The organism is Kitasatospora sp. NPDC051164 (assembly GCF_044455625.1).
GTDB lineage: Bacteria > Actinomycetota > Actinomycetes > Streptomycetales > Streptomycetaceae > Kitasatospora.
In genome coordinates this window covers 126,762-150,630 of the sequence record NZ_JBITFB010000012.1, presented here as the reverse complement: position 1 = coordinate 150,630, position 23,869 = coordinate 126,762, and the positions used below count along the sequence as shown (strand labels likewise).

Sequence of the window (23,869 nt, the reverse complement as noted above, 5' to 3'; positions counted from 1 at the left end):
GTCGGAAAGGGGGTGGTGGATCAACGGAAGCCCGGGGCGCAGCGCTCGCCGGGAAGGGTGAAGGTGCGGCAGCGGCCGGTGACGCGCATGCCGTGGGCGACGAAGTCGGCCGGGTCCTGCCGGGTCACCGCGCGCACGGTCGTCACCTGCCGGGCGCCGGCCAGGATGTGCGCCTGGGCGATCAGCCGCCTGCGGGCCCCCTCGTCAGCGGCCCACACCTCAGCCAGCAGCAGTTCACTGTGTGTGGCGTTCTCCTGGGCCAGGGCCAGCAGCAGCGACCCGGTCGGCGGGTCGAGCAGCAACGTCTCCGGGTGGAATCGCGCGTCGTCGCGCCACCGCAGCCACGTCGAGGCGGCGAACGACTCCTCCAGTCCCGCGAACCGGCGGGCGGCCGCGGAGACGTACGCTTCCGGCTCCCCGATGTCTGCGGCGGTGACGGCAGCGAACACGCCGTCGGCGGGGGCACCGTGCAGCACCGTGATGGTGTCCAGCACCTCCCACCCAGAACGGGCGAAGAAGTCGGTCGCGCCGTCCCGGTCGATGGGCACGTCCGTGGTCACCAGCGGCCACTCCACCGCCTCCACCACCGTCTGCAGCAGCCTCCGGCCCAGCCCTGCCCTGCGCACCGCCGGATCCACGACCGGACCCCACAGCCGCGCCTTCTGCTCGCCGGGCTCCGGAAGGCGGACGGCGCACCAGCCGGTGACCTTCCGTCCGTCCCGGGCAACGGCGAGCACCGGCGGCGCGCCGGTCAGCGCGTTCGTGAGCCGCGAGCGCACCAGGGAGGCACTGACCGGCCGGTCGTCGCTGTACCCGGTGATGCACCGCTGGGCAAGGTCGGCGAGCTCTTCGCACACGTCGGCGTGCAGGCTGGCGATGAAGTCGATCCCAGCATCCGCGCCGGTCGGCCAGGGCGTGAGGGCGGAACCCTGCTCCTCTCCGGGCGTGGGTTCGATAAGCCTGCTGTCGGTCATGCGTACGCCCCTTCCTGCCCATCCGAACTGGCGAGGCTCTGGGCGTTCGGCGCGTACACCTCGGCCTTCCGATGCAAGATCGTTTGCAGCTCGGCGGCGTCGAAGGCGGCCATCAGGGGGAGATGGTCGGACATCCGACGCAGGTCCGGGGAGTCGCAGACCGAGAAGTCCACCAGGGCGGGCGCGAGTTCGGCACTCAGGTAGCCGCGGTCGATGCAGTACCCGGGGCCGCTGGGGCGGCCGGGGTGGTCGCGGTAGCCGGCCGTCGCGTTCATGGCGTCGGGCCGGCCGAGGTGCTCGGCGGCGTGACGGGCGATCTCGATGTAGCCGGCCGCCAAGAGCTCGCCATCGGGCCGGACGTCGGTGTGCCGACGTCCGGCTTCCTCGTAGGTCCGGTTGGCGACGAAGGCCCGGTCCGCATACGGATCCCAGGCGTGCTCGGTGCCGACGCGGTAGCTGTTCCAGTCGCCGAAGCACATGGCCAGCCAGCCGGGCTTGGCGAGAGTGGTGCACCAACGAGCCTCGGTCAGCCGGTACTCGGGGGACCAGTAGCAGGTGTGCATGCTGACGCAGCTGATCTGGCGGGGGCTGAGGGTGCCGTCGGCGCCGCGGAGCCGGACGGCGATGTTCGCCGGCGCGTGCCAAGGCGCCCACGCCTGCGGGTACTCCTCGGTGCACACCAGCGGCCCACCACGGCGCACGAAGATCGCGTTGTCGTTGGAGCTGCCCGGCCTGGGAACGGCGATGTGGCCGTCCATGTCGAGCAGTTCTTCCAGCTCGGCGAGCTGGTCCGGCTGGACCTCCTGCTGGAAGAACAGGTCGGGGCGCTGCTCGCGGACCCAGCGGGCACCGGAGCGCAGGTTGATGCCCTTCTCCAGGTTCCAGTTCACGACGGTGATCGTTTTCATGCCGCGGGCCTCTCTACGAGCCGGACGACCGGGGTGGTGGATAAAGAGGCGAGGTGCCGCCGGCGCAGAAGCAGGGCCTGCTCGCTGTGAACGGGAAGGCCGACCTGGGCGCGGCGGCGGTCGAGCGCGTCCGGCTCAGCGAGCCGTAGCAGCTCGAGAAGCCCGCCCGGTCCGCCCGGCCGGTAGACGTACTGCGTGCCATACAGCTGCGGCTGACCGCTGTTGACGAGCACGCGATCATGCAAATGAGCCCACTGGGCGGGCGTCGCCTCACCCTGCTGCGCCGCCTCGCGCAGGGCGGCAAGGAACCGGCTCTGAAGCTGACGGTCCTGGTCGGCGTGGACGGCAATGGCCACCGCGGCCCGGCATCCGTCCTGGCCGACCCGGGATCGTCCCGGCCAGCCGTGCTGGGCAATGATGTCCCCCAGGAAGAGGGCGTTGTCGGCGTCGGCCTTCCGGGCCGCCGCCGACACCTCCGCAGGCTCGGTGGCCCGGCGGTGGGCGGGCGTCCGCCACGACTCTCTGGCGGTGTCTGCCCGCGCGGTCAGGTCGCGACCGATGGCGACCCAGTTGGGTGGGCTCCCGGGCGTAGTCATCGTGATGTGCCTGCCTCTCGATCAGTCCGGCTGTCAGATTTCGGTCTCGGCGCGCACCAGCCACAGCCCGCCCGACCGAGCGGCTATCCAGTGCAACTGCGTCTCGTAGACCTGGTCGATGGGGGATACCGAAGTCCTACTGATGGCTACGAGGTCGCGTACGGGCGAGTCAGGGTCGGTGCGGAGGATCAGCCCGTCCCCGCGTTCACGGGTATCGGCATGGAGGTCAGGCGGCCTATAGGCGAGCGCCATAGCACCCAGGACGACAGGATCAGCAGGACGAGGCCGGTCAGCATGGTGGTGGGCACGCTGGTGAGAGAGGCCATGGGACCGGCGGCGAGGGCGGCGAGGGTCTCACTGCCGGCGATGACCCAGAAGGAGGTCTGCAAGGTCCGGGACCCGAGATGGGGCGGGCTGACGGACTGCTGCACGGAGCGCTGAGTGGTGCCCACGGCGCACGCCGCGGCGTGCTGCGCCCACCCCGCGGCGGCGAGGGCCACCAGCCACGCGAGCCCAGGTCCGGCGATGAGCGGCGCCGCGTGGGTGAGGGCGTAGACCGTCAATCCGATGCTGAGGACGACGCCCGGGCCGTGGTGGCGGACGAGGCGGGGCGCGAGCAGTGCTCCGGTAAGGCCACCGAGACTGCTCGCCGCCATGATCACGCCGAGGCCGGTCGCGCCGACTTGCGCTGTGGTGAGCAGGTAGTACGCCAGGTACGTGCTGGCCAGTCCGGTGCCGAAGCCGGTACCGGCCAAGGCCAGGAGCAGGGGACTCAGCAAGGGGTGGCGGGCGCTGTGGAGTAGACCGTCGCGGATCTCGCCGACCATCGGCGGCCTCTTGCCCCGCGCCGTGGGGACGGGCAGGACGCGGATGCGGGTCGCGCACCACGCGGACACGAGGAAGGACGCTGCGTTCGCGAGGATCGCCCGGGCGGGCCCGACTGCCGCGACGAGCAGGGTCCCCAGCGCTGCCCCGGCGGTTCCGGCGACGGTGATCGCCGCGGTGAGCCGTGCATGGGCCTGGTGCAGCAGCCCGGGTCCGGCGAGACGGGGCAGCGCCGCCATCGCAGCGGCGCTGTGGAGGACGGAGAGGGTGCCCAGGGTGAAGGCGACGGCGTAGAGGACGGGCATCGTGAGCTGGCCGAGAACGGCAGCGGCGGGTATAGCCAGGACGAAGGTGGCCGCGGCGAGGTCGGTGGTGAGCAGCACGGTGCGTATCGGGTACCGGTCCAGAACGACGCCCGCCGGCAGCGAGACGACGAGCGCCGGGAACTTCGCGGCGAAGGCCAAGAGCGCGACCTGGCTGGGGGTGGCCTGGAGTTGGAGGACGGCGAGCGCGGGCAGCGCCACCTGGTGGACGGCGGTCCCCGCGTAGCTGGTGCCCTCACCGACCAGGAGCGCGGCTAAGGCATGCCAGGCGGTTGGGCTGCCGCCCGGTGCCGCCGGGTTGGCGGTGGTGTCGGAGGCTGTCGTCACAGTGCGCCTCCGAGGGCCTGGAGAAGAGGGAAGAGGGTGGTCGACGACATCGCTCAGATCTCGGTCTCGGCGCGGATGAGGAAGAGGCCGACGCGGAGCGCGGCGTACCTGTTCAGCTGGGCTTCGTAGAGGCGGCCGACGCGGGTCACCGCGGTCTGGCTGATGGTGACAAGCCCGCGCACGGGGGAGGCGGGGTCGCCCAAGAGGTGCAGGGCACGGGCGTATCCACGGCGGAGCTCCGGCTGGTCGGTGCTCGCCTGGTCGTCGCGGGCCAGGGTGTCGACGATCCGGTCCACGACGAGAAGCCGGTGTGCGTCGGCGTACTGCTGAGCGGCAGCCAGGTCGGTGTTCGGGTCTCCGCCGGGTTCGGTCAGCGCGTATAGCACGACGGAGAGGGTCCCACCGGCGCGCGCGAGGGCAGTCCGGTTGATGTTGTCCCGCCAGGCGGCCAGTACGCGAGGGTCCTTCAGCGGCGGGGCCGCGACCGGGGCCGGGCGGAGCGCCCGCGCTCGCGGGGGCAGAGCGCGGCCCAGGGACAGGGGTGGTACGAGTCCGGTCGAGCGCTGGGTGAGGGTGCTCATCGCTCGCTGCCCTCCTTGGGCCCGCGTCGCGTCACGGCGGGGACAGTGGAGTGGATGAGCGCAGCCAGGCCGGGCGAGGGAGCGGCAGGCAGGCGGATCCACGCGACCCCGTGACCGTCCGGGGTACGACCGGAGCCGAGGACGTGCCAGCCAAGGTCGCGCAGATACCCCAGGAGCCGGCCGCCGGTACCGCCGGGCCCGGTACTCCGGCTCGGGGCCTCGGCGTACACACAGTCGATGCCGGTGTGGGCCGCGTAGTCGGCGAGCCACAGCGTCATCAGCCATCCGGCCCGGTCGGTGCGGCCAGGCGCCGTGTGGGCCAGTGAGACCTTCAGTGCCGGAGCCGGGTCGTCGACGGCCCACGACCGCAGATCCGGCTCCCGGCGCAGGAGGAGACAGCCGACGAGGACTTCGTCCCCGCCGTCGTCCTCGTACAGGCCGACCGCCTCCGCACGGTGGTCCCGGAAGGCGGCGACATGGAGGGCGGGCGCGTCGAAGCCGCGTCGGGCGAGCCACAGGCCGCGGTCCTGGACGAGAGCGGCGGCCGCCTCACGGTCGGCGGCCGTCACGATCGGCCGCATCTCGTACGCCCACGTCGCCTGGCCGTCGCGGTCGGCTGCCGCGCCGGCGGGGGCCGTGGTGTCGGGGGTGAGGGTGTTCATCGCGCCGCTCCGGCGGGCCGTGCCGGGGGCTGCTCGGCACTGGTGGTTCCTTCGCCGCCGAGGATGCCGTGAGTGTGGGCCAGCCCGATGAGGTGCGCGGCGTTGCTGGCGCCCGCCCTGCGTACGAGGCCGCCGGTCCGGGTGCGCAGTTCGCCGGCCGGGATGCGCGCTGCGCGGGCGATGTCGTCCGGCCGGGAGTGCTCGGCGATGGCGCGGATGAGCAGCAGGTCGTCCGCGTCCGGCTCGAAGGCGCGGCGCAGCAGTGGGGGCGGGGGCGGAGGCACCTGCTGGTGGCTGAGGAGGGCATGGGCGAGAACCGCGCGGGAGGAGCGCGGAGGGCAGTGCAGGCTCTCGCGCATCACCCGGACGTGGGAGCTCACCGTGTCGCCGGACAGGTGTTCCTCGCCCGCGATCTCCGGGTTGGTGAGCCCGCACACGAGGTGGGCGGCGACCCGCTTCTGAGCCCGGGTGAGCGGAGTGATCGGGGCGGCGACGGTGGCGGAGGTGGTCATCTGGATTCCTGGTCGGGTGGTCAGGCCGCGGCCGGGCGGAGGCGGACGGGCAGCTGCTCGTGGCCGTTGCTGATCAGGGAGCTGAGCGGCTTGAGCTGGTCGGCGGGGACGGCGAGTTCGAGGTCGGGGAAGCGGGTGAAGAGCTTCCGCAGGCTGGTGGCGAGCTCCAGTCGGGCGAGCGGGGCGCCGAGGCAGAAGTGGACGCCGTGCCCGAAGGCGAGGTGGTCCTTGGTGGCGCGGCGGATGTTGAAGTCGTCGGCGGTCTCGCCGTGCCAGTCCGGGTGCCGGTTGGCCGCGGCGTAGGAGGCGAGGATCGCCTCGCCCTTGGCGATGGTCTGGCCGTCGGGCAGCACGATGTCGTTGACGGCGTAGCGCATCGGGAGGTGCTTGACGGCAGGCTCCAGGCGCAGGGTCTCCTCGACGACGTCCGCCCAGTCGGCGTGGCCGGCGCGGAGCTGGTCGCGCTGTTCGGGGTGGGTCAGCAGGAGGCTGATGGCCTGGTCGAGGACGTTGACGGTGGTCTCGTATCCGGCGCTGATCATCAGCAGGAGGGTGTCGCGGAGCTCGGCGTCGGACAGACCGCGCCTGTCTCCGTCGTCGTCGCGGGCGGCGATGAGCAGGGAGGTCATGTCGTCGCCGGGGTCGGTGCGCTTGGTGGAGATGAGCTGGTCCAGGACCTTGTACAGGTCCTTGGTGTTGGTGGTGGCCTGGTCGGCGGTGAGGGTGGTGTCGAAGACACCGTCGACGACGCCGCGGAAGTGGGCACGCTGGTCGGCGGGGACGCCCATGAGGTGGCCGATGACCGCGATGGGAAGCGGGTAGGCCAGGTGTTCGCGCAGGTCGATGCTCTGTCCGGTGGGCAGGGCGTCGAGGGCGTCGAGGATCGTCTCCACGATGGTCTCGACGACGGGGGCCAGGGCGTCGATGCGGCGCGCGGAGAAGGCGGGGGCGATCATGCGCCGCAGCCGCCGGTGGTCGTCGCCGTACGCGGTGAACATGTTCTCGACGGCGACCCACAGCGCGAGCGGCCAGGTCTGTATCGCCTCTTCGTAGCCGGGCCAGTGGGCGCGGGCGTCCTTGGAGACGTCGGTGTTCTTGAGCAGGCTCTTGAGCAGGGCGGGGTCGCTGATCGACCAGGCGGTCACGCCGAGGATGTCGACGCGGACCGCGGCGCCGTGGCCGCGGAGCTGCTCGTGCTCGCCGTGGTGGTCGGCGCCGGTGGGGTCGAGGACGATCGGGGTGGCGGGCTGGGGCATGGAAACTTCTCCTTCAGGCTGCGGCGGGAGCGGGGAAGCGGACCGGGAGCCGGGTCAGCGCGCGGTGGAACGGGCCTGGGCGCCAGGTCAGCTCGTCGGTAGGGCAGTCGAGGTCCATCTCGGGCAGCGCGTCGAGCAGGTCGGTGACGGCCGTCTCGGCGATGAGGTAGGCCAGGGAGCGTGCCGGGCAGGCGTGCGGGCCGGTGCTCCACGACAGGTGGGCCCGGTCGCCGGACCCACCTCCTTCCAGGGCGGGGTCGTTGTTGCACGCGGCCATGGAGATGACGACCGGCTGGTGGGCGGGCAGCAGGATGCCGTCGAGGTGGACGGGCTGCGGTGGGTAGGTGATGCAGTAGTTGGCCAGCGGCGGGTCGCGGTAGAGCACGGTGTCCAGCACTTCGCGTACGGAGGCGCCGGCGGAGTGCACGGTCGCGGAGAAGTCCTCGTCGGTGAGGATCTTCAACAGGGTGTTGGTGATCAGGTTGGTCAGCGGTTCGATGCCGGCGCCGTACAGGGTGACGAGCTGGTGCGCCATCTCGGTGTCGTCGAGCCGGGCCGGGTCGGCGATGAGCCGGGAGGTGATGTCCTCGGCGGGCTGGTTTCGGCGCAGGGCGACGAGCTCGGACACCGCCTGGGCCAGCATCTGGTTGCCGGCCGCCGCGTTCACCCCGTCGAAGATCTTGGCCATGCCGTTCGCGATGCGCAGGCCGAGCTCGTCCGGGCAGCCCAACAGCGCGCTCAGGATCCGGAATGCCGTCGGCCACGCGAACTGCGCCAGCAGATCGGCACGGCCCGCGGAGCGGAAATCGGCGATCGTCTCGGCGACGACCCGTTGGACGAGGGCGTGCAGGCGGTGCTGGTCGACGGCGTCGAGGGCGGAGGCGTTCGCCGCCCGGTAGCGGGAGTGTGCGGGGCCGGACGAACGCAGCGCGTTGGGGCGGTACTCCATCATCGGCCGCACGGGACAGGTGTCGGGGACCGCCTGCTCCCACACTCGGGGGTCGGCAGGGAAGCGCAGCTCGTCGTTGAGGATGCGGCGGGCCTGGTCGTAGCCGATGACCAGGGTCGCGGGCACGCCGGGGGCCAGTTCGACGGGTACGAGCGGCCCGTACGCGAGGCGCATCGCCGTGTAGGCGGCGTGCGGGTCGGCGGCGAACTCGGCCTCGTAGAGCGCGATACGGGACGACGGCGGGGCGGTGCCGGGGGCGGTGGTCACGGGTGGCGCTCCAGGGGGCGGAGGTGGCGGGCGGTCAAATAGGTGACGAGTTCGATCAGGGCCAGGTAGCCGGAACGGCCCACGCGGGCGTCGCATGCGGTCAGCGGGGTCTCCACGTCCAGGGCGAGGGCCTGGCGTATCTCCTCGAGCGGATATGCGGGGGCGTCGTCGAACCGGTTGATCGCCACGGCGTACGGGACGGCGTGCTCTTCCAGGAGGGCCAGGTGCTCGTGGGAGGCGTCGAGGTTGCGCGTGTCGGCGAGGACCAGGGCGCCCAGAGCGCCCTCGGTCAGGCTCTGCCACAGCGGCCGGAACCGGGTCTGGCCCGGGGTCCCGAACAGGTACAGCACCCGGGTTGCGCTGATGTGGATGCGGCCGAAGTCGACGCCGACGGTGGTCGTCGTCTTCTTCGGGGCGCCTGCGAGGTCGTCCACTTTGGCGCCGGCCTGGGTGAGCGGCTCGTCCATGTGCAGGGGCGGCACTTCGGACACGGACCCGACGAAGGTGGTCTTGCCCACGCCGAAGCCGCCCGCGACGACGATCTTCGCGGAATGCACCGCGGTGGTGGGGCGGATCTCAGACTTTGGTTCGTAGACCATGGAGCACCTCCCTGAGGATGTCGATGTCGGGCTCGTCGTCGCGGGCGTTGACGGGGCTGCTCAGGTGGCCGCTGTCCATTAGGTCGCAGACGAGGATCAGGACGGTGGACGACGGGAGCTGAAGGACGGCGGCGATGTCGGCCACCGCCAGGCCGCCCCGTACGCCCTGGGCCAGGGCCAGGATCCGGCGGTGGTTCAGGCGCAGCCCGTCGGCCGGGCCGGTCGCGGCGAGGACCAGGGACTCCAGGCGCACGTCCGGCCGGCTGGGGCGGTCACGCCCTCCGGTCCGTACGAAGGGCCGCACCATGTCCGGGTCCCGCCGCGGCCCGCTCACCCCGCGGCCTGCGCGTCCCGTACCGGCGTCCGGGCCTCCACGGCCATCTGGTCTCCGACGCTCACCGCGAGTTCGCCCATCTGGTGGGCGATCGCGGCGAGGTCGACGTCCGGGCCGGTGGTCTGCACGAGCAGGAGTGCGTTCGGGCCGGCCTGCGTGACCAGGCAGACGTAGGAGTTCAGCTCCAGCAGGAGCTGCCGCATCCCGCCGCCGCTGAACTCCTCGCTGTAGGTGCGGGCGGCGCCGCGCAGGCTGGCGACGATGGCCGCGTGCCGCTCGGCCTGGTCGTGACCGATGGAGGCCGTCCGGGAGTGCAGCAAGCCGTCGGTGCTGAGTAGGACCGCGCACTGGACTCCGTCGAGGGTGGCGAGCCGCTCGTCGAGCAGCCAGCCGAGCGTGTTGGCGTGCGTGTCGGTGAACATCAGGCTCCTTCAGGGGTGGTGGGGCGCGCGCGGCTAGTGCCGGCGGCCCAGGCGGCGACCACGCTCGCGCGGCCCGGCTGGGCGTGCTCGGCACCGGCGGCGGGCTGCCGCGGTGCGAGGGCCGCGCCGCGCTGGCGGACGGTCAGGCCGGTGGACGTGGTCGTCGGCGCGGGCGCCGGCGGGGCGGGCTGCACGCCGGCGCCCTGCTCTTCGGGGGCGTGGGTGAGCAGGGGGCTGGGGAAGAAGATCTGGACGCTCGTGCCCCGGTAGGCGTTGGGGGCCTCCAGGTCCACGCTGAAGCCGTACTCGCGGGCCAGGGCCGCGGCCACCGCGAACCCGGTGCGCGGATGCGCCCCGTGCTGGGTGACCGGCGCGGTCTTCTGACCGTTCAGGGTCTGGCGGGCGGCCATCACGGCCTCGCGGTTCATCTGCAGCCCGGCGTCGTCGATCCGCACCGTCAGGCCGTGATGCCCGTTGAGCAGGCGCACGTCTACAGAGGCCGACGAGGGCGAGTACTTCAGCGCGTTGTCGAGGAGCACCGCGATCGTGTGGACGGCCGGCCCGACTGCCCGGCTGGTTAGGGCGACATCGGATTCCTCGTGCTTGATCCGCTCGAACCCCTCCAGGTGGCCCATCGCCGCCTGGACCACGTCGGTGAAGGTGGTGGCCGGCCAGCGCCGGGACAGCTTCCCACCGCCGAGAATCACGTAGTTCTGCGCCACCAGCAGCAGCTGCTGGACGAGACGGTCGATGGTGACGAGCGTCTCGTACGCCTCCCCGCCCGCGTGCCAGCGCACCCCCTCGCTGATCTGCCGACTCACCCTCGATGCGATCACCACCAAGGACGCGGCGAAGCTGCGCACCGCAGCCTGAGCGGCCTCCTCGGCAGCACGCTGGGCTTCGGCAGCCGCTGCCTCGGCCTCCTGCTTGACCTGGGACACCTGGACACCGGTGGCAGTTTCCGCGTCGTACTGCACCTGCCGCATCGCCGCGGCCACCGAATCGACGACGGCACGCACCCGGTCGGCGAACACGGTGCCCCTCAGAATGTCCGGCAGCGTGAAGTCGACGCCTTGCCCGGCACCAGGCCTCACGACGGCCGCCTGGATCGCGGGCACCACCTCGTCGGCCACCTGCCCGAGGAGCAGCTCGGCGGCCCGCAACTGCCGGGTCAGGTTCTCGGCATGCCGCTGCAACCTGTCGGACCGGCGGCGCTCCGCCCGCAGGGACCCCCGCAAGTGCCAGACCGCACCTCCGCCCGCCAGGGCCAACGCCGACGGCACGGCAACCGCTGCGGCTTCTATCAGAGTGCTCATCAGATCCCCACGGGCGTGCGGTCGTCTCGGGCAGGTACGGGGTACGGCGGGCGGGCGGCGGGCGGCGGGCACAGGGCGGCCATCAGCAGGAACGGCGCGCTGAAAACCCGTCCCTGCGCGTTGCCGAAGCGGGCCCAGCGCAGGTCGTCGTCCGGTCCGGCCGTGCGCGGCGGGACCTCGAGGAGGCCCTCGTCGCGGTGCTCGGCCGGCCAGCTCCACTGCATTCCGTAGCCGGAGCCGGGCGGGAGGATGAGGACCCACTCGTCGGTGAGCGCACGGGCCACGGCGGCGCCCACCGGGTGGGGCCGGAACTCCTCGAAACGGCTGATGACTTCCAGCGCGGCGCGACTGGGCATCGTCAGGGTGTCGAAATGCTCCCCGATCGCGGCCTCGAACGGCTCCCGCGCCACCCTCAGGGGGAACAGGTCGTCGACGGTGATCTCCTCCGGGCCGGGGCAGGCCCCGTACGAGGGCGACATGGCCCCGGGCCCAGTAGCCGCGAACCCCGTCGGGTGGAGGGAGGCCGCTCTCATCGACCGGCCTCCGCCCCGACCAGCTCCCGGCCACGCCGCGCGTCATCCAGGGCCAGCTCGGACTGGATGACCGCCACGTGCGAGAAGCCCTGCGGGAAGTTCCCCAGCTGCCTCTCGTTGACGGGGTCCCATTCCTCGGCGAGCAGGCCGAGGTCGTTTCGGGCCCGCAGCAGTCCGTCCTGGAGGATCTCGGCCTCGTCGACGCGCCCGATGAGAGCGAGAGCGGTGACCAGCCACCCCGAGCAGATGAGGAAGGCGCCCTCGTCACCGGGCAGGCCGTCGACGCCCGGCGCCGCGCCGTCGGTGTGGTATCGCAGCAGGAACCCGCCCTTGATGGACAGCTCCTGCTGGATCGCCTCGATCGTGCCGATGAGCCGCTTGTCGTCCGGGTCCAGGAAGCCGGTGATGGCCAGCTGTAGCAGGGAGGCGTCCAGTGCCGGCGAGCCGTACGACTGCGTGAAGGTGTTCCGCTGCTCGTCGTATCCGTCGCGGCAGACCTGCTCGTGGATCGCGTGCCGGATCTCCCGCCACCGCTCCACCGGCCCCTGGCAGGCCCCGGATTCGACGAGCCGCACCGCCCGGTCGAAGCCGACCCAGGCCATGACCTTGGAGTGGACGAACTGTCGGCGCGGTCCGCGGACCTCCCACACCCCCTCGTCAGGCTCCTCCCACCACGTCTCCAGGCAGCCCACCAGGTCCGTGATCAGCGGCGCGACGACCGCCGTCAGGCCCGGGTCGCGCTGCTGCGCCGCGTACAGGGCGTTGACGACCTCGCCGTAGATGTCCAGCTGCAGCTGCTTGACGGCGCCGTTCCCGATCCGGACCGGGGCCGAGTTCTCGAAGCCTGGCAGCCAGTGGAGCACGGTCTCCGGCAGGTCGCGCTCGCCGCCGACCCCGTACATGATTTGCAAGTTCTCGGGGCGGCCCCCGATGACCATACGGACCCAGGCGATCCAGTCCCGGGCCTCCTGTACGAAGCCGCAGGCCAGGAACATCTCCACGATGAGGGCGGAGTCCCTCAGCCAGCAGAAGGTGTAGTCCCAGTTCCGCACGCCGCCGATCTCTTCGGGCAGCGACGTCGTCGGTGCCGCCACGATGGCGCCGGTCAGCGCATACGTGAGGGCCTTGAGCGTGATGAGGGACCGCTCGACGGCACCCCGGTGGGGCCCGGTGTAGGTGGACTGGGAAAGCCAGACCCTCCAGAAGTCCGCGGTCGCCTTCATCAGCCCAGTCGCGTCCGGCAGCGGCGGCGGGGCGTCGTGGCCCTGCTCCCAGGACAAGGTGAAGGCGACGTGCTCGTCCGCGGACACCGTGAATTCCGACCACAGATCACCGTCGGTCTCACGCGTGGGGGCGGCGGTGTCGAGCCAGAGCTGACCGTCGCCGAGGTCGGTGCTCGCCCGGCGACCGTCGACCTCGATCCGCGGCACCCTGCTTCCGTAGCCGGGACGCGCCCGCAGGAGAGAGCGCATGGGCACCCGACCGCTGACGCCGCGCACGATGCGTACCAGTTGCGGTGCCTCGCCGGTGGCCGGCATGAAGTCGAGGACCTGGACCGTGCCCGTCGTGGTAATCCAGGTGGACTCCAGGATCAGGGTGCCGTCGAGGTAGCGCCGCCTGTCCGCTGCTGCGGGCGCGGCACCGTCCGCGCCGGCCGGGCCGATGCGCCACAGCCCGTGCTTCTCGGTTCCGAGGAGGCTCGTGAAGTGGGCCGGGGAGTCGAAGCGGGGCAGGCCCATCCAGTCGATGCTGCCGTCCCGGTCGACCAGGGCGGCCGTCTGCATGTTCCCGATGAAGCCGTGGTCCTCGATCCGTCCCACTCGCCGGGGCCGCGCCAGAGCGTTCCGGGGAGTCGGAATCAGCGCACCGGCAACCGCTGCCCCGGGAGGCAGGGGCTGGTGCGGAGAGATGAGGCGGCTGTCCATGGTGTCCGATCTCTACGGGCCCGGAAAAGACCGGGCGGTTGTGGGTGGGCACGGCGTACGGCGGCTTTGCCCTGTTCTTGGAATGGGAGCGGCGGAGGGACCTACAACGGGGGGCCCTGCGCCGGGCACGACTTCGTCGTCAGGGCGGCGAGATCGTTCACATCCACAGCGATGCAGCCATGTAGCGACAGCACGTGACGAGTCGCCAGCACCCAGCGAAGAGCAGGATCGTCGTAGCCGACTTGGACGATGTCCTCGCCGGGGACCGGCAGCAGGGTCCTAGGGTCGTAGAGGACTCCTGCGACACCCCAGGACGCTGGGCGTTCGACCCAGGCGGCCACGTGTTCGCGCAGATGGGGGCAGTGCGTTACCGCTATGAGCGCGCACGGCGGGCAGACGGGGGCGGCGGTGGTCAGCTCCCCCTCGTCCACCGGCCGGCCGACATCTTTGAGGACGAATAGCTGCCGCTCCGGGTCCTGCTGCAGAGTGTCGGCGCCGCAGACCTGGCACAGCATTCGGCTGATCGCGCGCCGCTGACGCAGCGCATGGACGGTCGGGAACAGAGCCTTGCCGGCGCCCTGAGCGATGGCCTGCCGAATCCACAGCACGCCGTCACTGTCGCGGTCGTACGGCGTCTCGTCCGCGTAGCCGATGCCCTGCCCGGTCCGGTGCAGGACCACGGTGGCAGCCGGGTGCGTCTCCGTGCTCCACGCGGTCACGTACGGCACCGGGAGGCCCCCCTGGACGAACGGGGTTCTGCTCATGCCGCGGCGCTCGACGCTGTGGCGGCCAGCCGGTGCGGAGCGATGATCTTGCCGTCGGGGAGGATCTCGCCGGTGTCGTCGAAGAGGAGGACGCCGTTGCACAGCTGGCTCCACCCCTGTTCGGGGTATGCCGTGACTACGACGGCGGCCTCGCGGTCCGTGGCCTCGGCGGAGGGGCAGGCGGGCTTGTGCTGGCACATGGTGAGTCCTCGGGAGAAGCGGCGCTGCGGGGGCGGACGAGGGGAGCGGGCGGCGGGTGGACCGGCTGCCGTGGGGCAGTGCTCGCCACGGCAGCCGGGAGACAGCAGCGCTAAGGCGCCGCACCTCGCTCCGTTCTCCCAAAGGTCGCGGTCACGAGGTGGCACCGGCCTTCCTCGGGAGTGGTCTCGGAGCCCGAGGGCGGGCGTCGGCGCACGGCGTTCACGGGGGTGTACTGCCGTGTGCAGGCGCCCGCCCCGTTCTTGGGACGGCCTTCGACGCCGGGCGAGGCGCCGAGAACCGGTGAGGCGAGAGTGATCACGGCAACCCTTCCCTGGACGGCGAGGCGGAGGAACTGCGAATAGCGTCGCCGCTTCTTCGCACGCTCCGATAGCGAAATCGGCCCCCACTTCTCCCCACTTCGGCGGCGTGGAGAACGGGGTCAAACCCGTTCGGGCTCACGCCGGAGTTCGGACAATAGCTCCGAATTCGGTCACCGATCCTGATGTCGGTACCCGCCCGGAACTCCCGTCGCTAGAGATCGACTACGCCACCCCACTTCACCCCACTTCTCTGAAAATGCTTGACTGGAATTCGGGATCGCTGGTAAGGGCGACTTGATGAGGCCTCAGGGCCAGTTGGTTGCCATACGGCCAGCTCGGAGGGGATTCTGGCGCGCGAAATGCCTCTAACCACGGGCCGGGCGGGTACGCGGTGGCTTGCCCACCGGCATGTCCCGGCGTGAGGAAAGCGCGCGAAAATCGCCCTTCTGTACGATGCTCGACCCGTCGGCGCTTCCCGCCGTCCGGCAAGTAGGCGGGGCCGACGCTGAAGTGGGGAGAAGTGGGGACGAGTTTCGCTATCACCCGCGCTGCGACATGGGCCACGGTATTCAGCAGGACTTGCCAGTCCGTGCCCCCGGGCATTGTGAATGCAGCGAGGAGTGATCCCCGTGCTTGGTCCCGCCAGCACTGTCTTGCCATCCGGCCCAGGCCGCGATGGCGGCCGCCCCACGGCGCACGCTGCCATCGACCTCTGCGACCTCGACGCCCCGCAGAGCGCTGCCCGCCGCATAGTCCGCACCACCCTCGCAGGGAAGACCGACAGCGACTACACGGACGACGTGGTCCTGGTGGCCGACGAACTGGTCGGGAACGCAGTCGAGCATGCTGGAGCGGCGATCGACATCTCCCTCGACGTCTACGACTGGGGAGTGGCTGTCCAGGTTCGCGACCGCGGCGAAGACACCACGGCGCTGCCCGGAAAGCCTCTGGCTGCCGATGAAGACGATGAGGGCGGGAGAGGCCTGTTTCTAGTGGACGTACTGGCGAGCGCCTGGGGAGTCCAGCGCGACAAGAAGGGGAAGCGCGTCATCGCGATCTTCCTCTACCGAGCGGGAGACGCTGACCGATGACACCGAGCGATCTCGCACCCCGCCGTTTGTCCCCGGACCTGATGGTGCACCCGCTGGGCGTCAGCAGCGGAACCTCGCGCTGGGCGCCGAACGCCGTTCAACCGGACGACGCACGGCTGCTCGACGGGCTGCGCCGCGCGTTGGAGGCAGGCGGCGGCGAGGGCGCGGCGCACCTGTTCGACACGGCCGACGGCCACCGGTGCGGCCACGCCGAGAGGCTCGTCGGCAAAGTCCTCAAGGAGCACCGGGGCCACCGTGCGCAGGTCGCCAGCAAGGTCGGCCGGGTCCAGGGATCCGCTCCCCACCCCTACGCCGGCCCGCGGGTGCGGCATCAGCTCGAGCAGACCCTGGAGAATCTGTACCTGGACGAGTTGGCCCTCTACACCCTTGAGTCCTGGGACTTCGGCCCCGGCGACCGGTACCTCGATCCGGTCGTCGAGCAGATGCGGGCGCTGCGCGATCTCGGGCAGATCCGGGCTATCGGTCTGTGTGGTCCGGGCTTCCGTTCTTCCAGCCGCTCGATACGACGCTTCCTGGATCTGTTCGACCGGATCTGTCCTGACGTGGTCTGGACACAGGCGAGCGGCCTGCTACCGCTGGCCGACCTGGGAGACGAAGACCTTGGTGCCTTTACCGCCCGGCACGGCGTCGGCCTGATCATTGCCTCGCCGTTGGCCCACGGCGCGCTCGCAGGTGGCTGCGCGGACCGCGCTCTGGCCGCCTGGAGAGGCTCGGCCGACCACGCGGAAGCGATGGCGTCGGCGGTTACCCATGGCCTCGCAGAGCTGGCCAGCCGCTTCGGCCCGTCTTCGGACGCCCTGGCCCGGGTGGCTTTACGGTTCATCCTTCAGCAGGTGCCGAACGCTGTGGTGGTCGCTGGCGCCGGCGACCACCAGCTGGCCGGGCACGATCTCCGTTTGCTCGGCCAGCCGTTGTCCGATCACGAGCTCGGGGTGATCGACAGCGTGTTCTCCCGGATCCGGACCGTGATGATCCAGCCTGAGGGGCGCGCCCCCTCCATGGAGGTCAACGCGTGACCGGACCTGCCCCTCCCGCTCAGAGGGCAACTCCGTTGCGGAGGTAGCGTGGGACACCGTCCTCGAGGACCTGCAAGGCATGGACGGCCCGGGCACGCTGGCGCTCCGGCAGCAGGGGCAGGGCCTGTGCGGCATCGAAGAAGCGGTGCTCGGAGATCTCCTCGTCGCTCGGCTTCAGCCGGGCGGTCTGCTCTGGGGACAGGACACCGGCGTCGAAGACGAATCCGAGGAGGTCGTCCCACGGGCCGTGTGGCCCCACCCAGTCGACACACAGGAACCGCAGCCCGGCGATCGTCAGGCCGAGCTCCTCGCGGAGCTCCCGCCGAAGGGCATCCTCCGGGGCCTCGTTGTCCTCGGCCATGCCCCCGGGAAGGTCCCACCCGTCCTTGTAGGTCGGGTTCACCAGAAGTAGCCTCCCGGCCTGGTCCCGGATCAGGGCGTCCGCGGCCGCCCGCTTCCGGGCCTGCCGAGCGTTTCCCTCAGCCAGGTAGGCGTCACGGCCGGGCTCACCCGGCATGGGTGCATCGTTCACTGCGGACCTTCCGGGAGCGCGAGACTTCCGAGCAGCAATCTACGGTGCTGTGCCGTGGCGGTCATCCGCGAGAGGAGCTCACGGACCTCGGAGACCTGGCGATGGTGATCGAAATCGGCTTGCAGCGCCGCAAGTTGGCTGCTGAGCCGTAGGGACGTCACTGACTGGCAGGCGTTCAGCAGTTCCATGCCGACCGCGCACGCAGCGTCGAGTTGCCCTTGTGCGAGCAGGACCCGCGCCAACGTGACCTGCCCGAATGCCCGGCTGCGGACCCGGCTCGCGTCACGCAGCGCCAGAGCGTGCTCTGCTTCCGTGGCCGCGGCCTTGAGCTCGCCGAGATCCAGGAACACGGAAGCGCCCTCGCTGGCAAGTGCCGCTTCGTCGAACGGAGCCACCCACCTGGACGCCGGCGCGGTCCGTGCGAGAACCAGGGCTTCGCGTGCCGCGTCGAGCGCCCGCTGCGCCTCTCGTTCGGAGTGGAGATGGGCGAGCGCCCGGGCCTCCATGGCGTGGAGGCGGGCCGCGAGGGTCGGCACCGGTGGGCCGCCGGCGAGGCGGGCGAGCCCGCTGCGGGCGAGATCGGCGGCGGCTTCGACCTGATCGGTCTGCAGGGCCAGGTGGCTCATGCCGGCCAGCACGTTCGCGCCGGCGGCCACATCGGTCAGGCTCTGCGACAGACGACGGGCTCGGTCGAAATGCCCGGACGCCAGATCGTCGCGGCCGGCGTCGTGAGCCATCCACGCGGCCATCTCCGTGAGAACGACCGCCGCGCCGAAGGCGGCCTCACCGTCTTCGCGGCTGTCCGCCGCGCTGAAGAGGGTCGGGGCGACGACCGTGTTGAGGTAGTGCACCACGGACCGGTACACGTGCCCGCCGCCGAGCTGGCGGTCCGCGAGCCGGAACGACTCCATGGCAGCCAGATGCGGCGACATCACCGAGTCGACGGCCATTACTGCCCCGGCGTCGGCCTGTGGTACAGCCTCCGGCTCCAGCCGGCCGAACAGCTGCTCGGCCGGCTCGCCGAAGAGGTGTTCCAGGACGCGGCATGTCGGCAGCCGCGGCAAACCCTTGATGTCCCCGATCATCCAGCGATCCCAGGAGGACCGTGAGACGTACACGGATGCGAGGGAGGCGTTGCCGTCGAGCTGGGCCACCTCCCTGGCCGCCCGCTCGAAGTGCACCGTGAACGTCTCGTAGATGCGCATGCGGTGAGCCTCGACCACTTCGGGGAAGCGGATCGCCCTGCGCATTGTCGTCTACCCCCTCAGCTGCCTGTGCCGAAGCCGAGGAGGGGCACGTCGTACAGCTCCGCGCTGCGCTGCCGCGTAAGCGCCGGCCCTACGGTGTCGCTGACGACTTCGACGATGGGGATCTCGCAGATGAATTGCACCGTCGCGCCGAGCAGGTGCGACACCCGCCCCTCGGCCGACTTCGCCTTGATGCCGGCCGCGACGTGGATGTGCGGGGCCAGGCAGTCCTTCTCCGTATCCCAGGCGAGCGTCCCGCCGCCGAGCGCTTCGAGCACCTCGACGGTGACCTCGTCCCACAAGGGGGCCTCAGGGTCGGCGAGGGGTTCGCACGAGCCGACCAAACGGGCTGAGCGAAGGCCACCGACAAACAGCGGGATGTATCCCGCCCGGATGCCCTGGTCCGCGCAGAACCGCGTGATGCCTTCCAGGAGGTCTTCCCCGTGGTCGAGGGCGAGCACGAACTGCCGGCCGGTGCGAACTTGGGCAAAGCGCATGTTCAGGGATGTCCTTTGTGCTGGTGGGGTTGGGGGTGGGATTAGGAGTGGTCGAGGAACGCCTTCGCGATATCCGGGCGGGGCGTGCCTGCGGCAAGGAGGGCGGCCAGGAGCAGACGGGCCTTGTAGGGGTCGAGCGTTCCGGCGCTGATCAGGCCGCGGGCCAACAGGTCGCTCTCGGAGCCGGGGAAGGCGTAGGTCGAGGTGAGGACGGGCCCGGCGCCGATGCGGGAGGCAAGGATGACGGGCATCGTGGAAGCCAGCGCCTCCAGCGGGCGGCACCAGGTCTCGGGGACGTGGCCGGCACCGAAAGCGGCCACCACGAGGCCGCTGACCTCATTCGCCAGGCCTGTCAGCAGCGTTCCGCTGCTGCCCAGGGACGCGGTGACGATCTCCACTTGCGGCAGGGCGCCCACCGGAAGCGGTACGGGCGCGATCGGACTCAGCGAGCCGCGGAGCCGAGCCGTCCCTTCCGTTACGTGGCCGAGCGGTCCGGTGTTCGGAGACTCGAATGCTCCCGGGCTGGTCGTGTGCATCTTCCGGACGTGGCGGGCGGCATGGATCTCGTCGCCCAGGACGACGAGGACCCCGGTACCGCGAGCCTCCGCGCTCACAGCGGTCTGGACGGCGGCCAGGAGGTTCGCCGGGCCGTCCGCGCCCGCCGTCGCCGCGTTGCGCATGGCGCCGGTGAAGACTACCGGTGTGGGGTCCTGGTAGTAGAGGCCAGTCAGGTATGCGGTCTCTTCGAGCGTGTCGGTGCCCTGCGTCACCACGACCCCGTCGACGCCCTCCCGGTCGGCCTGCTTCAGCCGGTCCACGAGGCTGACGATGTCGCTGAACGCCAGGGAGGCCCCCGGCATCTGCCGGAAGTCCTCCACGGTCACCTCGGCGGCGTCTCGAAGGCCGGGCACAGCGCTCACCAGGTCCGATCCTGTCAGCGTGGGCGTGACGCCGGATGCCGCGGCGGTGCGCGTCATGGCGATGGTGCCGCCCAGGGTGAGCACCAGGACGGTTCGGTTCGGGTCACGGTCAGCGGAGAGCACGAAGGACCTTTCAGACGGAACGACAGTACGGACGGGAATCACCGGGACGGGGCGAGCTTGCCGAGGAAGAGCAGGGTCTCATCGAGCGCTTCCACGGTCAGCAGACGGCTGCGGGGGCGAACGAGGCCGGCCACGCCGTACTCGCCCAGAGCGTGACACCTGGCGGTCAACCAGCCCCAGTCCAGGCCCAGATAGTCCGCGAGTGACCGCAGACGGCTCGCCGGGTCCTCGCCCACCAGCACGTCGGCGCCCTGCGCGTCGGCGAAAACGCTGGCGTAGGTACGCAGCTCCCCGCGGGTCGACGTGCTGGCGGCCGCCCACAGCGCTCCGCCGGGTGCTCGTACCCAGTTGGCAACGACGGCTCGCTGCCCGGGGACGAAGGCCACCCCGTCCACCTCCGAGTACTCCGTCTTCGCTACCACCCTGACCCGGATCCCGAAGCGCTCCATGAGGGCGATCGCCAACAGCAGCAGAACCCTCTCGTACTTCTCGGAGCGCGCCACCTCGGCCTCGGGCAGACAGAAGACCCGGACAGTCTGGGTAGCGGCGCCGTGAAAGCGATCCAGGGCTTGGAGGTAGTCCAGCTTGTGCTTGAAGAACAGCCAGCAGGCCGCCTCTTCCCCGGTCTGCTCACGGGTCCAGAAGATCGGCACCTCGCTCGCATCGGCCAGTTCCTGCCGGATGTGCCGGGCACAGAACGCCGACCCCATCCAACTGCTGCCAACGGCGGTCAGGTCAACGAGTAGCTGGCTGGGCGCCGAGCGGGGCAAGGAGAGGTAGGTATCCAGAAGGTGCTGCTCGGCGTCAAGAGCCTGATCATCGGACAGAAGTCCGTCGTCGAGTTGGGTGAGGGCCCAGAGAATGCCGTAGGAGAGGTCGTCCAGGAGGTACGCCGAGGGAATCGACAGGCCGCCGGTGGCCGGCGGCCCGGGCAGAGCGGGCCTACGAGCGGCTGCGGCGTCGCGGACGTACAGGTTGAAGTCGTCCTGTCGCTCCTCGACGCCGACAAGGAATCCGCGGCGCACCGGCCGTAAGAACCGCTCCAGGTCCCGCAGCCCGTCCTGGCCCAGATCGTGCACGTCGGCATCCTCACCTCGCCTGACGACGGGAAGAAGGTGCACCGCGGCGCTCGTGCCGTCCAGGCGCTGACGTCCAGCAATCTCCCAGGTCCCTGCCGGTCCGCCGGCGGGGAGCATCAAGTTGGATGTGGGCCAGCGCAAACCAACCCGCGCGGCCACCGACTCCAGAGCCACCGTTGGCTCACTCGCACCGGGCGCCGGGCTGAACAACTCCTCGACGGTGTGACCGAGCAGGCGTTCCAGGATCTGCGCCGCCTCACCGCGGGGACGGCCGTACCACGTCCCCGAGGACCATCTGTCGAACGTGGTGCGCCCTACACTGACCGTGGCCAGTCGGTGGTTGCCGGTCTCCCGAGCAGCCTTCCGCCCGGTGGCCGCGAAATGGACGCAGAACGCCTCCCAGCCAAGGAGGTCACGATCCTTCAGCAGGAAGCTGAACAACGTCGGTTGCATCGCGACAGCTCCTCCCTGGGCGAGTACGGGCAGCAGAGCAAGCGGAACGGCCTCCACGCGTGGCGACGGATGCTGCACACTTGGTGACCCTGGCTAGGATGCTCCCTCAGGCAAGCCCTTAGCAATATGGTCGAGCAAATTGCTCAACCATATTGCTTGTAGGAGGCGCTACGAGCCGTCAGACTGGCCACCATGCCAGAGACGCCGTGGTCGTTGACCCTCAGCGAAGTCGGCCTGCGCCTTGAGGAGTTGCGCGAACGGCGCGGCCTCACCCAAGGCGACGTCGCAGGCCACGAAGCGTTGCGCCAGCGCGGCGTCAAGATCGACAAGAGCGGGCTGAGCCGCCTGGAGCGCGGACAGCGCCGGCGCGTTGCCCGCGACCTCGTTGAAGCGCTGCTTGAGGCATACCAGGCCAACGCCACGGAAAGCTCCGAGATTGTGGCCCTCCTGGGAGCCGACACCACTCCCGCTGGCAGACCACGCCCAGCACTGTGGCGGCGTAATGCCCACTTGCTCGGCCCTATGCAGTTCGAGGGCTTCCTGAAGATGGAGCGTCGGGCCGCTGAGCTGTGGAACTACGAACGTGACGTCTGGCCGGGGCTCCATCAGAACGAGGAGTACGCCTACCTCGTCATCGCCCTGATGAGGCCCGATCTGCGACGCTCCGAAGTCAAGGCCCTCGTCGACGTCCGCATGGACCGTCAGCAGCAAGTGCGAGAAGGCGCACTCACAGAATTGCGCGCCCTCGTGGACGAGTGCGCGCTCCACCTTCCCGTAGATGACCCGGCGGTGGCACGACGGCAGTTGGAGCGAGTGCTGGACGAGTCCGAGGACCCGCGTAACGCCATCCGCCTCCTACCAGCGGCCGTCGGACTACATCCTGGTTCCGCCGGCCCGTTCGTCGTCATGGCCTTTCCCGAGGCGGCCCGCCAGGTGGTGTGGGTGGAGACGATGGTCAGCTCGCTGTACTTCGATGGGGAAGAAGATGTGCAGCGTTACACAGCGGCTTTCTCCAGTCTCTGGGAGCGAGCGCTGGACCCCGACGAGACGCGCACGCGCCTCAAGAAGAAGATCAAGGAGCTAGAACAGTGACTGAAAAGCCGGGCCCGTCCTCGTTCGACCTGACTTCGGTCGAATGGACGGCGTCCAAGTACAGCGGCGCCGGTGCAGAAAAGCCGGACCCGTCCTCGTTCGATCTGGCATCGGTCGAATGGACGGTGTCCAAGTACAGCGGCGGCGGCGGGAACTGCGTTCGAGTCGCCGTCAAGGACGGGTACGTCCTGATCGGCGATTCGCAGAACCCCGATCGTCTGCCTCACGTCTTCACCCCGGCCGAAGCCAAGGCCTGGCTGCTCGGCGCGAAGGACACAGACTTCGACTTCCTGCTCGATCTGTGACCCTGCCCTGAGGCACCGCACCACCACGGGCCGGCCCCAAGGAAGATGGGGCCGGCCCGCACGTCTGTGTCCATCGGCACGGCCAGCCACACAGATGCCCCGGTCGAACATCCTGAGCGTAGACGTCATCCGCAGGCGCCAACCGGGCGATCTCCGGGCCGTACCCGCAGGAGCAGATGTCCCCGGATGGTCACGGCCTAAGGTGACCCCAACATGACCCCACGCTCATAGAGTTAAGTATCCCTTCTGTTAGAAGGCGGGTTGTCCCTCGCGAAGTGCGTGGGCGATACGGCCCAGGCCAAGAGGGACGAGGCCGGTACCCACCGTGGTCTGGTCGCGCTGCGCGGTGGACAGCACGTGGGGCTGTTGGCCACGGCAGCGTCGGACGTAGAACTCCACCTGGTTGATGTCCACGGCGTAGACGAGGCGCGATTCGATCCGGTCGGGGGCGAGGTGGTTGACGCGCCGGCCCTGCGCGTTCGAGCGCTGCTCGTACTCGGTCGGTTTGCGGTCTGCGGGCCGGTCCCAGCCTTCGAACATCGCGGCGACGCCGGCCACGGGGGCGTCGGCGTACGAGCGGTGCTCCACCGCTGTCGGCACGGCGGGCAGGCGCTGCGCGGTGTGGCCGATCGCGTCGGCGGGGTTGCGGACCTGAGCACCCCAGAGCCGCGCGGGGACGATGCGCAGCTCGATCGAGCGGGTGTCGAGGCCGGCCAGGTGGACGGTGAACAGCCGTGCGGGCTTGTCCCATCCTCGCCGTTCGCCTTCCCGTTGTTCGATGGCGGCCAGGGCGGTGGCCATGGCGTCGGCCATCTTGTCCTCGCACAGGCCCAGGGGTGTGGCGGGCATGAGGACGGCTCGCTTCTCCCAGTTCTCCATGGTGGTGCTTCTTTCGGGTG

27 protein-coding genes are annotated in these 23,869 nt (G+C 70.5%); 4 read left to right on the top strand and 23 right to left on the bottom strand.

The window, feature by feature from the left end; all coding sequences use genetic code 11:
* Positions 1-20: 20 nt before the first annotated feature.
* The 17 genes from ACIBEC_RS19600 to ACIBEC_RS19520 form a co-directional block, all read right to left on the bottom strand.
* Positions 21-974, bottom strand: a complete 954-nt coding sequence (locus tag ACIBEC_RS19600) for a GNAT family N-acetyltransferase (protein ID WP_396288133.1) — start codon at positions 972-974, stop codon at positions 21-23.
* Positions 971-1,882 carry a hypothetical protein gene (locus tag ACIBEC_RS19595; RefSeq protein WP_396288132.1) on the bottom strand — a complete coding sequence of 304 codons (912 nt, stop codon included), beginning with the start codon at positions 1,880-1,882 and terminating at the stop codon, positions 971-973. Before ACIBEC_RS19595 ends, ACIBEC_RS19600 begins: the two co-directional genes overlap by 4 nt.
* Positions 1,879-2,478, bottom strand: coding sequence for a DUF6624 domain-containing protein (locus ACIBEC_RS19590; protein WP_396288131.1), 600 nt, complete (start codon positions 2,476-2,478; stop codon positions 1,879-1,881). The genes ACIBEC_RS19595 and ACIBEC_RS19590 overlap by 4 nt, the downstream gene beginning before the upstream one ends.
* Positions 2,479-2,666: 188 nt before the next feature.
* Positions 2,667-3,953 (bottom strand): MFS transporter, encoded by a 1,287-nt coding sequence (locus tag ACIBEC_RS19585; RefSeq protein WP_396288130.1) that lies wholly within the window; start codon positions 3,951-3,953, stop codon positions 2,667-2,669.
* Between the two features lie 53 nt (positions 3,954-4,006).
* Positions 4,007-4,534, bottom strand: a complete 528-nt coding sequence (locus ACIBEC_RS19580) for a hypothetical protein (RefSeq protein WP_396288129.1) — start codon at positions 4,532-4,534, stop codon at positions 4,007-4,009.
* The gene (locus tag ACIBEC_RS19575) at positions 4,531-5,196 is read right to left on the bottom strand and encodes a hypothetical protein (RefSeq protein ID WP_396288128.1); all 666 of its coding nucleotides are present in this window, start codon (positions 5,194-5,196) and stop codon (positions 4,531-4,533) included. Before ACIBEC_RS19575 ends, ACIBEC_RS19580 begins: the two co-directional genes overlap by 4 nt.
* A complete protein-coding gene (locus ACIBEC_RS19570) occupies positions 5,193-5,708 on the bottom strand; it encodes a LuxR C-terminal-related transcriptional regulator (protein WP_396288127.1) in 516 nt (171 codons plus the stop codon). The genes ACIBEC_RS19575 and ACIBEC_RS19570 overlap by 4 nt, the downstream gene beginning before the upstream one ends.
* 20 nt (positions 5,709-5,728) lie before the next feature.
* Positions 5,729-6,964 (bottom strand): cytochrome P450, encoded by a 1,236-nt coding sequence (locus ACIBEC_RS19565; protein ID WP_396288126.1) that lies wholly within the window; start codon positions 6,962-6,964, stop codon positions 5,729-5,731.
* Between the two features lie 13 nt (positions 6,965-6,977).
* Complete coding sequence (locus ACIBEC_RS19560; RefSeq protein WP_396288125.1) at positions 6,978-8,180, bottom strand: cytochrome P450; 1,203 nt, start codon at positions 8,178-8,180, stop codon at positions 6,978-6,980.
* The gene (locus tag ACIBEC_RS19555; protein ID WP_396288124.1) at positions 8,177-8,779 is read right to left on the bottom strand and encodes a GTP-binding protein; all 603 of its coding nucleotides are present in this window, start codon (positions 8,777-8,779) and stop codon (positions 8,177-8,179) included. The genes ACIBEC_RS19560 and ACIBEC_RS19555 overlap by 4 nt, the downstream gene beginning before the upstream one ends.
* Positions 8,757-9,086, bottom strand: coding sequence for a DUF742 domain-containing protein (locus tag ACIBEC_RS19550; protein ID WP_396288123.1), 330 nt, complete (start codon positions 9,084-9,086; stop codon positions 8,757-8,759). The genes ACIBEC_RS19555 and ACIBEC_RS19550 overlap by 23 nt, the downstream gene beginning before the upstream one ends.
* Positions 9,087-9,109: 23 nt before the next feature.
* Positions 9,110-9,535 carry a roadblock/LC7 domain-containing protein gene (locus ACIBEC_RS19545; protein WP_396288122.1) on the bottom strand — a complete coding sequence of 142 codons (426 nt, stop codon included), beginning with the start codon at positions 9,533-9,535 and terminating at the stop codon, positions 9,110-9,112.
* On the bottom strand, positions 9,535-10,851 hold the full coding sequence (locus tag ACIBEC_RS19540; protein WP_396288121.1) for an ATP-binding protein: 1,317 nt from the start codon (positions 10,849-10,851) through the stop codon (positions 9,535-9,537). The genes ACIBEC_RS19545 and ACIBEC_RS19540 overlap by 1 nt, the downstream gene beginning before the upstream one ends.
* Positions 10,851-11,384, bottom strand: coding sequence for a hypothetical protein (locus tag ACIBEC_RS19535; protein WP_396288120.1), 534 nt, complete (start codon positions 11,382-11,384; stop codon positions 10,851-10,853). The genes ACIBEC_RS19540 and ACIBEC_RS19535 overlap by 1 nt, the downstream gene beginning before the upstream one ends.
* Positions 11,381-13,204, bottom strand: coding sequence for a glycoside hydrolase family 15 protein (locus ACIBEC_RS19530; protein ID WP_396288119.1), 1,824 nt, complete (start codon positions 13,202-13,204; stop codon positions 11,381-11,383). The genes ACIBEC_RS19535 and ACIBEC_RS19530 overlap by 4 nt, the downstream gene beginning before the upstream one ends.
* A gap of 206 nt (positions 13,205-13,410) precedes the next feature.
* On the bottom strand, positions 13,411-14,073 hold the full coding sequence (locus ACIBEC_RS19525) for a hypothetical protein (RefSeq protein ID WP_396288118.1): 663 nt from the start codon (positions 14,071-14,073) through the stop codon (positions 13,411-13,413).
* Positions 14,070-14,273, bottom strand: coding sequence for a DUF5999 family protein (locus ACIBEC_RS19520; protein ID WP_396288117.1), 204 nt, complete (start codon positions 14,271-14,273; stop codon positions 14,070-14,072). Before ACIBEC_RS19520 ends, ACIBEC_RS19525 begins: the two co-directional genes overlap by 4 nt.
* A 950-nt stretch (positions 14,274-15,223) precedes the next feature.
* Here ACIBEC_RS19520 and ACIBEC_RS19515 point away from each other — a divergent pair.
* Together ACIBEC_RS19515 and ACIBEC_RS19510 are read left to right on the top strand one after the other, a co-directional pair.
* A complete protein-coding gene (locus tag ACIBEC_RS19515) occupies positions 15,224-15,685 on the top strand; it encodes an ATP-binding protein (RefSeq protein ID WP_396288116.1) in 462 nt (153 codons plus the stop codon).
* Positions 15,682-16,722: an aldo/keto reductase gene (locus ACIBEC_RS19510; RefSeq protein WP_396288115.1), complete on the top strand. Its 1,041-nt coding sequence runs from the start codon at positions 15,682-15,684 to the stop codon at positions 16,720-16,722. Before ACIBEC_RS19515 ends, ACIBEC_RS19510 begins: the two co-directional genes overlap by 4 nt.
* Positions 16,723-16,741: 19 nt before the next feature.
* On the opposite strand, the gene ACIBEC_RS19505 is transcribed toward ACIBEC_RS19510, so the two are convergent.
* The 5 genes from ACIBEC_RS19505 to ACIBEC_RS19485 are packed head-to-tail and all read right to left on the bottom strand — an operon-like array spanning position 16,742 to position 21,573.
* Positions 16,742-17,239 (bottom strand): NUDIX domain-containing protein, encoded by a 498-nt coding sequence (locus ACIBEC_RS19505; RefSeq protein WP_396288114.1) that lies wholly within the window; start codon positions 17,237-17,239, stop codon positions 16,742-16,744.
* An 11-nt stretch (positions 17,240-17,250) separates the two neighbouring features.
* Positions 17,251-18,459: a hypothetical protein gene (locus ACIBEC_RS19500; RefSeq protein ID WP_396288113.1), complete on the bottom strand. Its 1,209-nt coding sequence runs from the start codon at positions 18,457-18,459 to the stop codon at positions 17,251-17,253.
* A 59-nt stretch (positions 18,460-18,518) separates the two neighbouring features.
* Positions 18,519-18,998 (bottom strand): PPC domain-containing DNA-binding protein, encoded by a 480-nt coding sequence (locus tag ACIBEC_RS19495; RefSeq protein ID WP_396288112.1) that lies wholly within the window; start codon positions 18,996-18,998, stop codon positions 18,519-18,521.
* A 41-nt stretch (positions 18,999-19,039) separates the two neighbouring features.
* Positions 19,040-20,041 (bottom strand): asparaginase, encoded by a 1,002-nt coding sequence (locus ACIBEC_RS19490; RefSeq protein ID WP_396288111.1) that lies wholly within the window; start codon positions 20,039-20,041, stop codon positions 19,040-19,042.
* A gap of 38 nt (positions 20,042-20,079) precedes the next feature.
* The gene (locus ACIBEC_RS19485) at positions 20,080-21,573 is read right to left on the bottom strand and encodes a hypothetical protein (protein WP_396288110.1); all 1,494 of its coding nucleotides are present in this window, start codon (positions 21,571-21,573) and stop codon (positions 20,080-20,082) included.
* Between the two features lie 192 nt (positions 21,574-21,765).
* On the opposite strand from ACIBEC_RS19485, the gene ACIBEC_RS19480 reads away from it, so the two are divergent.
* Positions 21,766-22,665: a DUF5753 domain-containing protein gene (locus ACIBEC_RS19480; RefSeq protein ID WP_396288109.1), complete on the top strand. Its 900-nt coding sequence runs from the start codon at positions 21,766-21,768 to the stop codon at positions 22,663-22,665.
* Positions 22,662-22,970, top strand: coding sequence for a DUF397 domain-containing protein (locus ACIBEC_RS19475; protein ID WP_396288108.1), 309 nt, complete (start codon positions 22,662-22,664; stop codon positions 22,968-22,970). The genes ACIBEC_RS19480 and ACIBEC_RS19475 overlap by 4 nt, the downstream gene beginning before the upstream one ends.
* A gap of 249 nt (positions 22,971-23,219) precedes the next feature.
* Here the strand turns inward: ACIBEC_RS19475 and ACIBEC_RS19470 are convergent, their stop codons facing one another.
* The gene (locus tag ACIBEC_RS19470; protein WP_396288107.1) at positions 23,220-23,849 is read right to left on the bottom strand and encodes a hypothetical protein; all 630 of its coding nucleotides are present in this window, start codon (positions 23,847-23,849) and stop codon (positions 23,220-23,222) included.
* Positions 23,850-23,869: the final 20 nt, after the last annotated feature.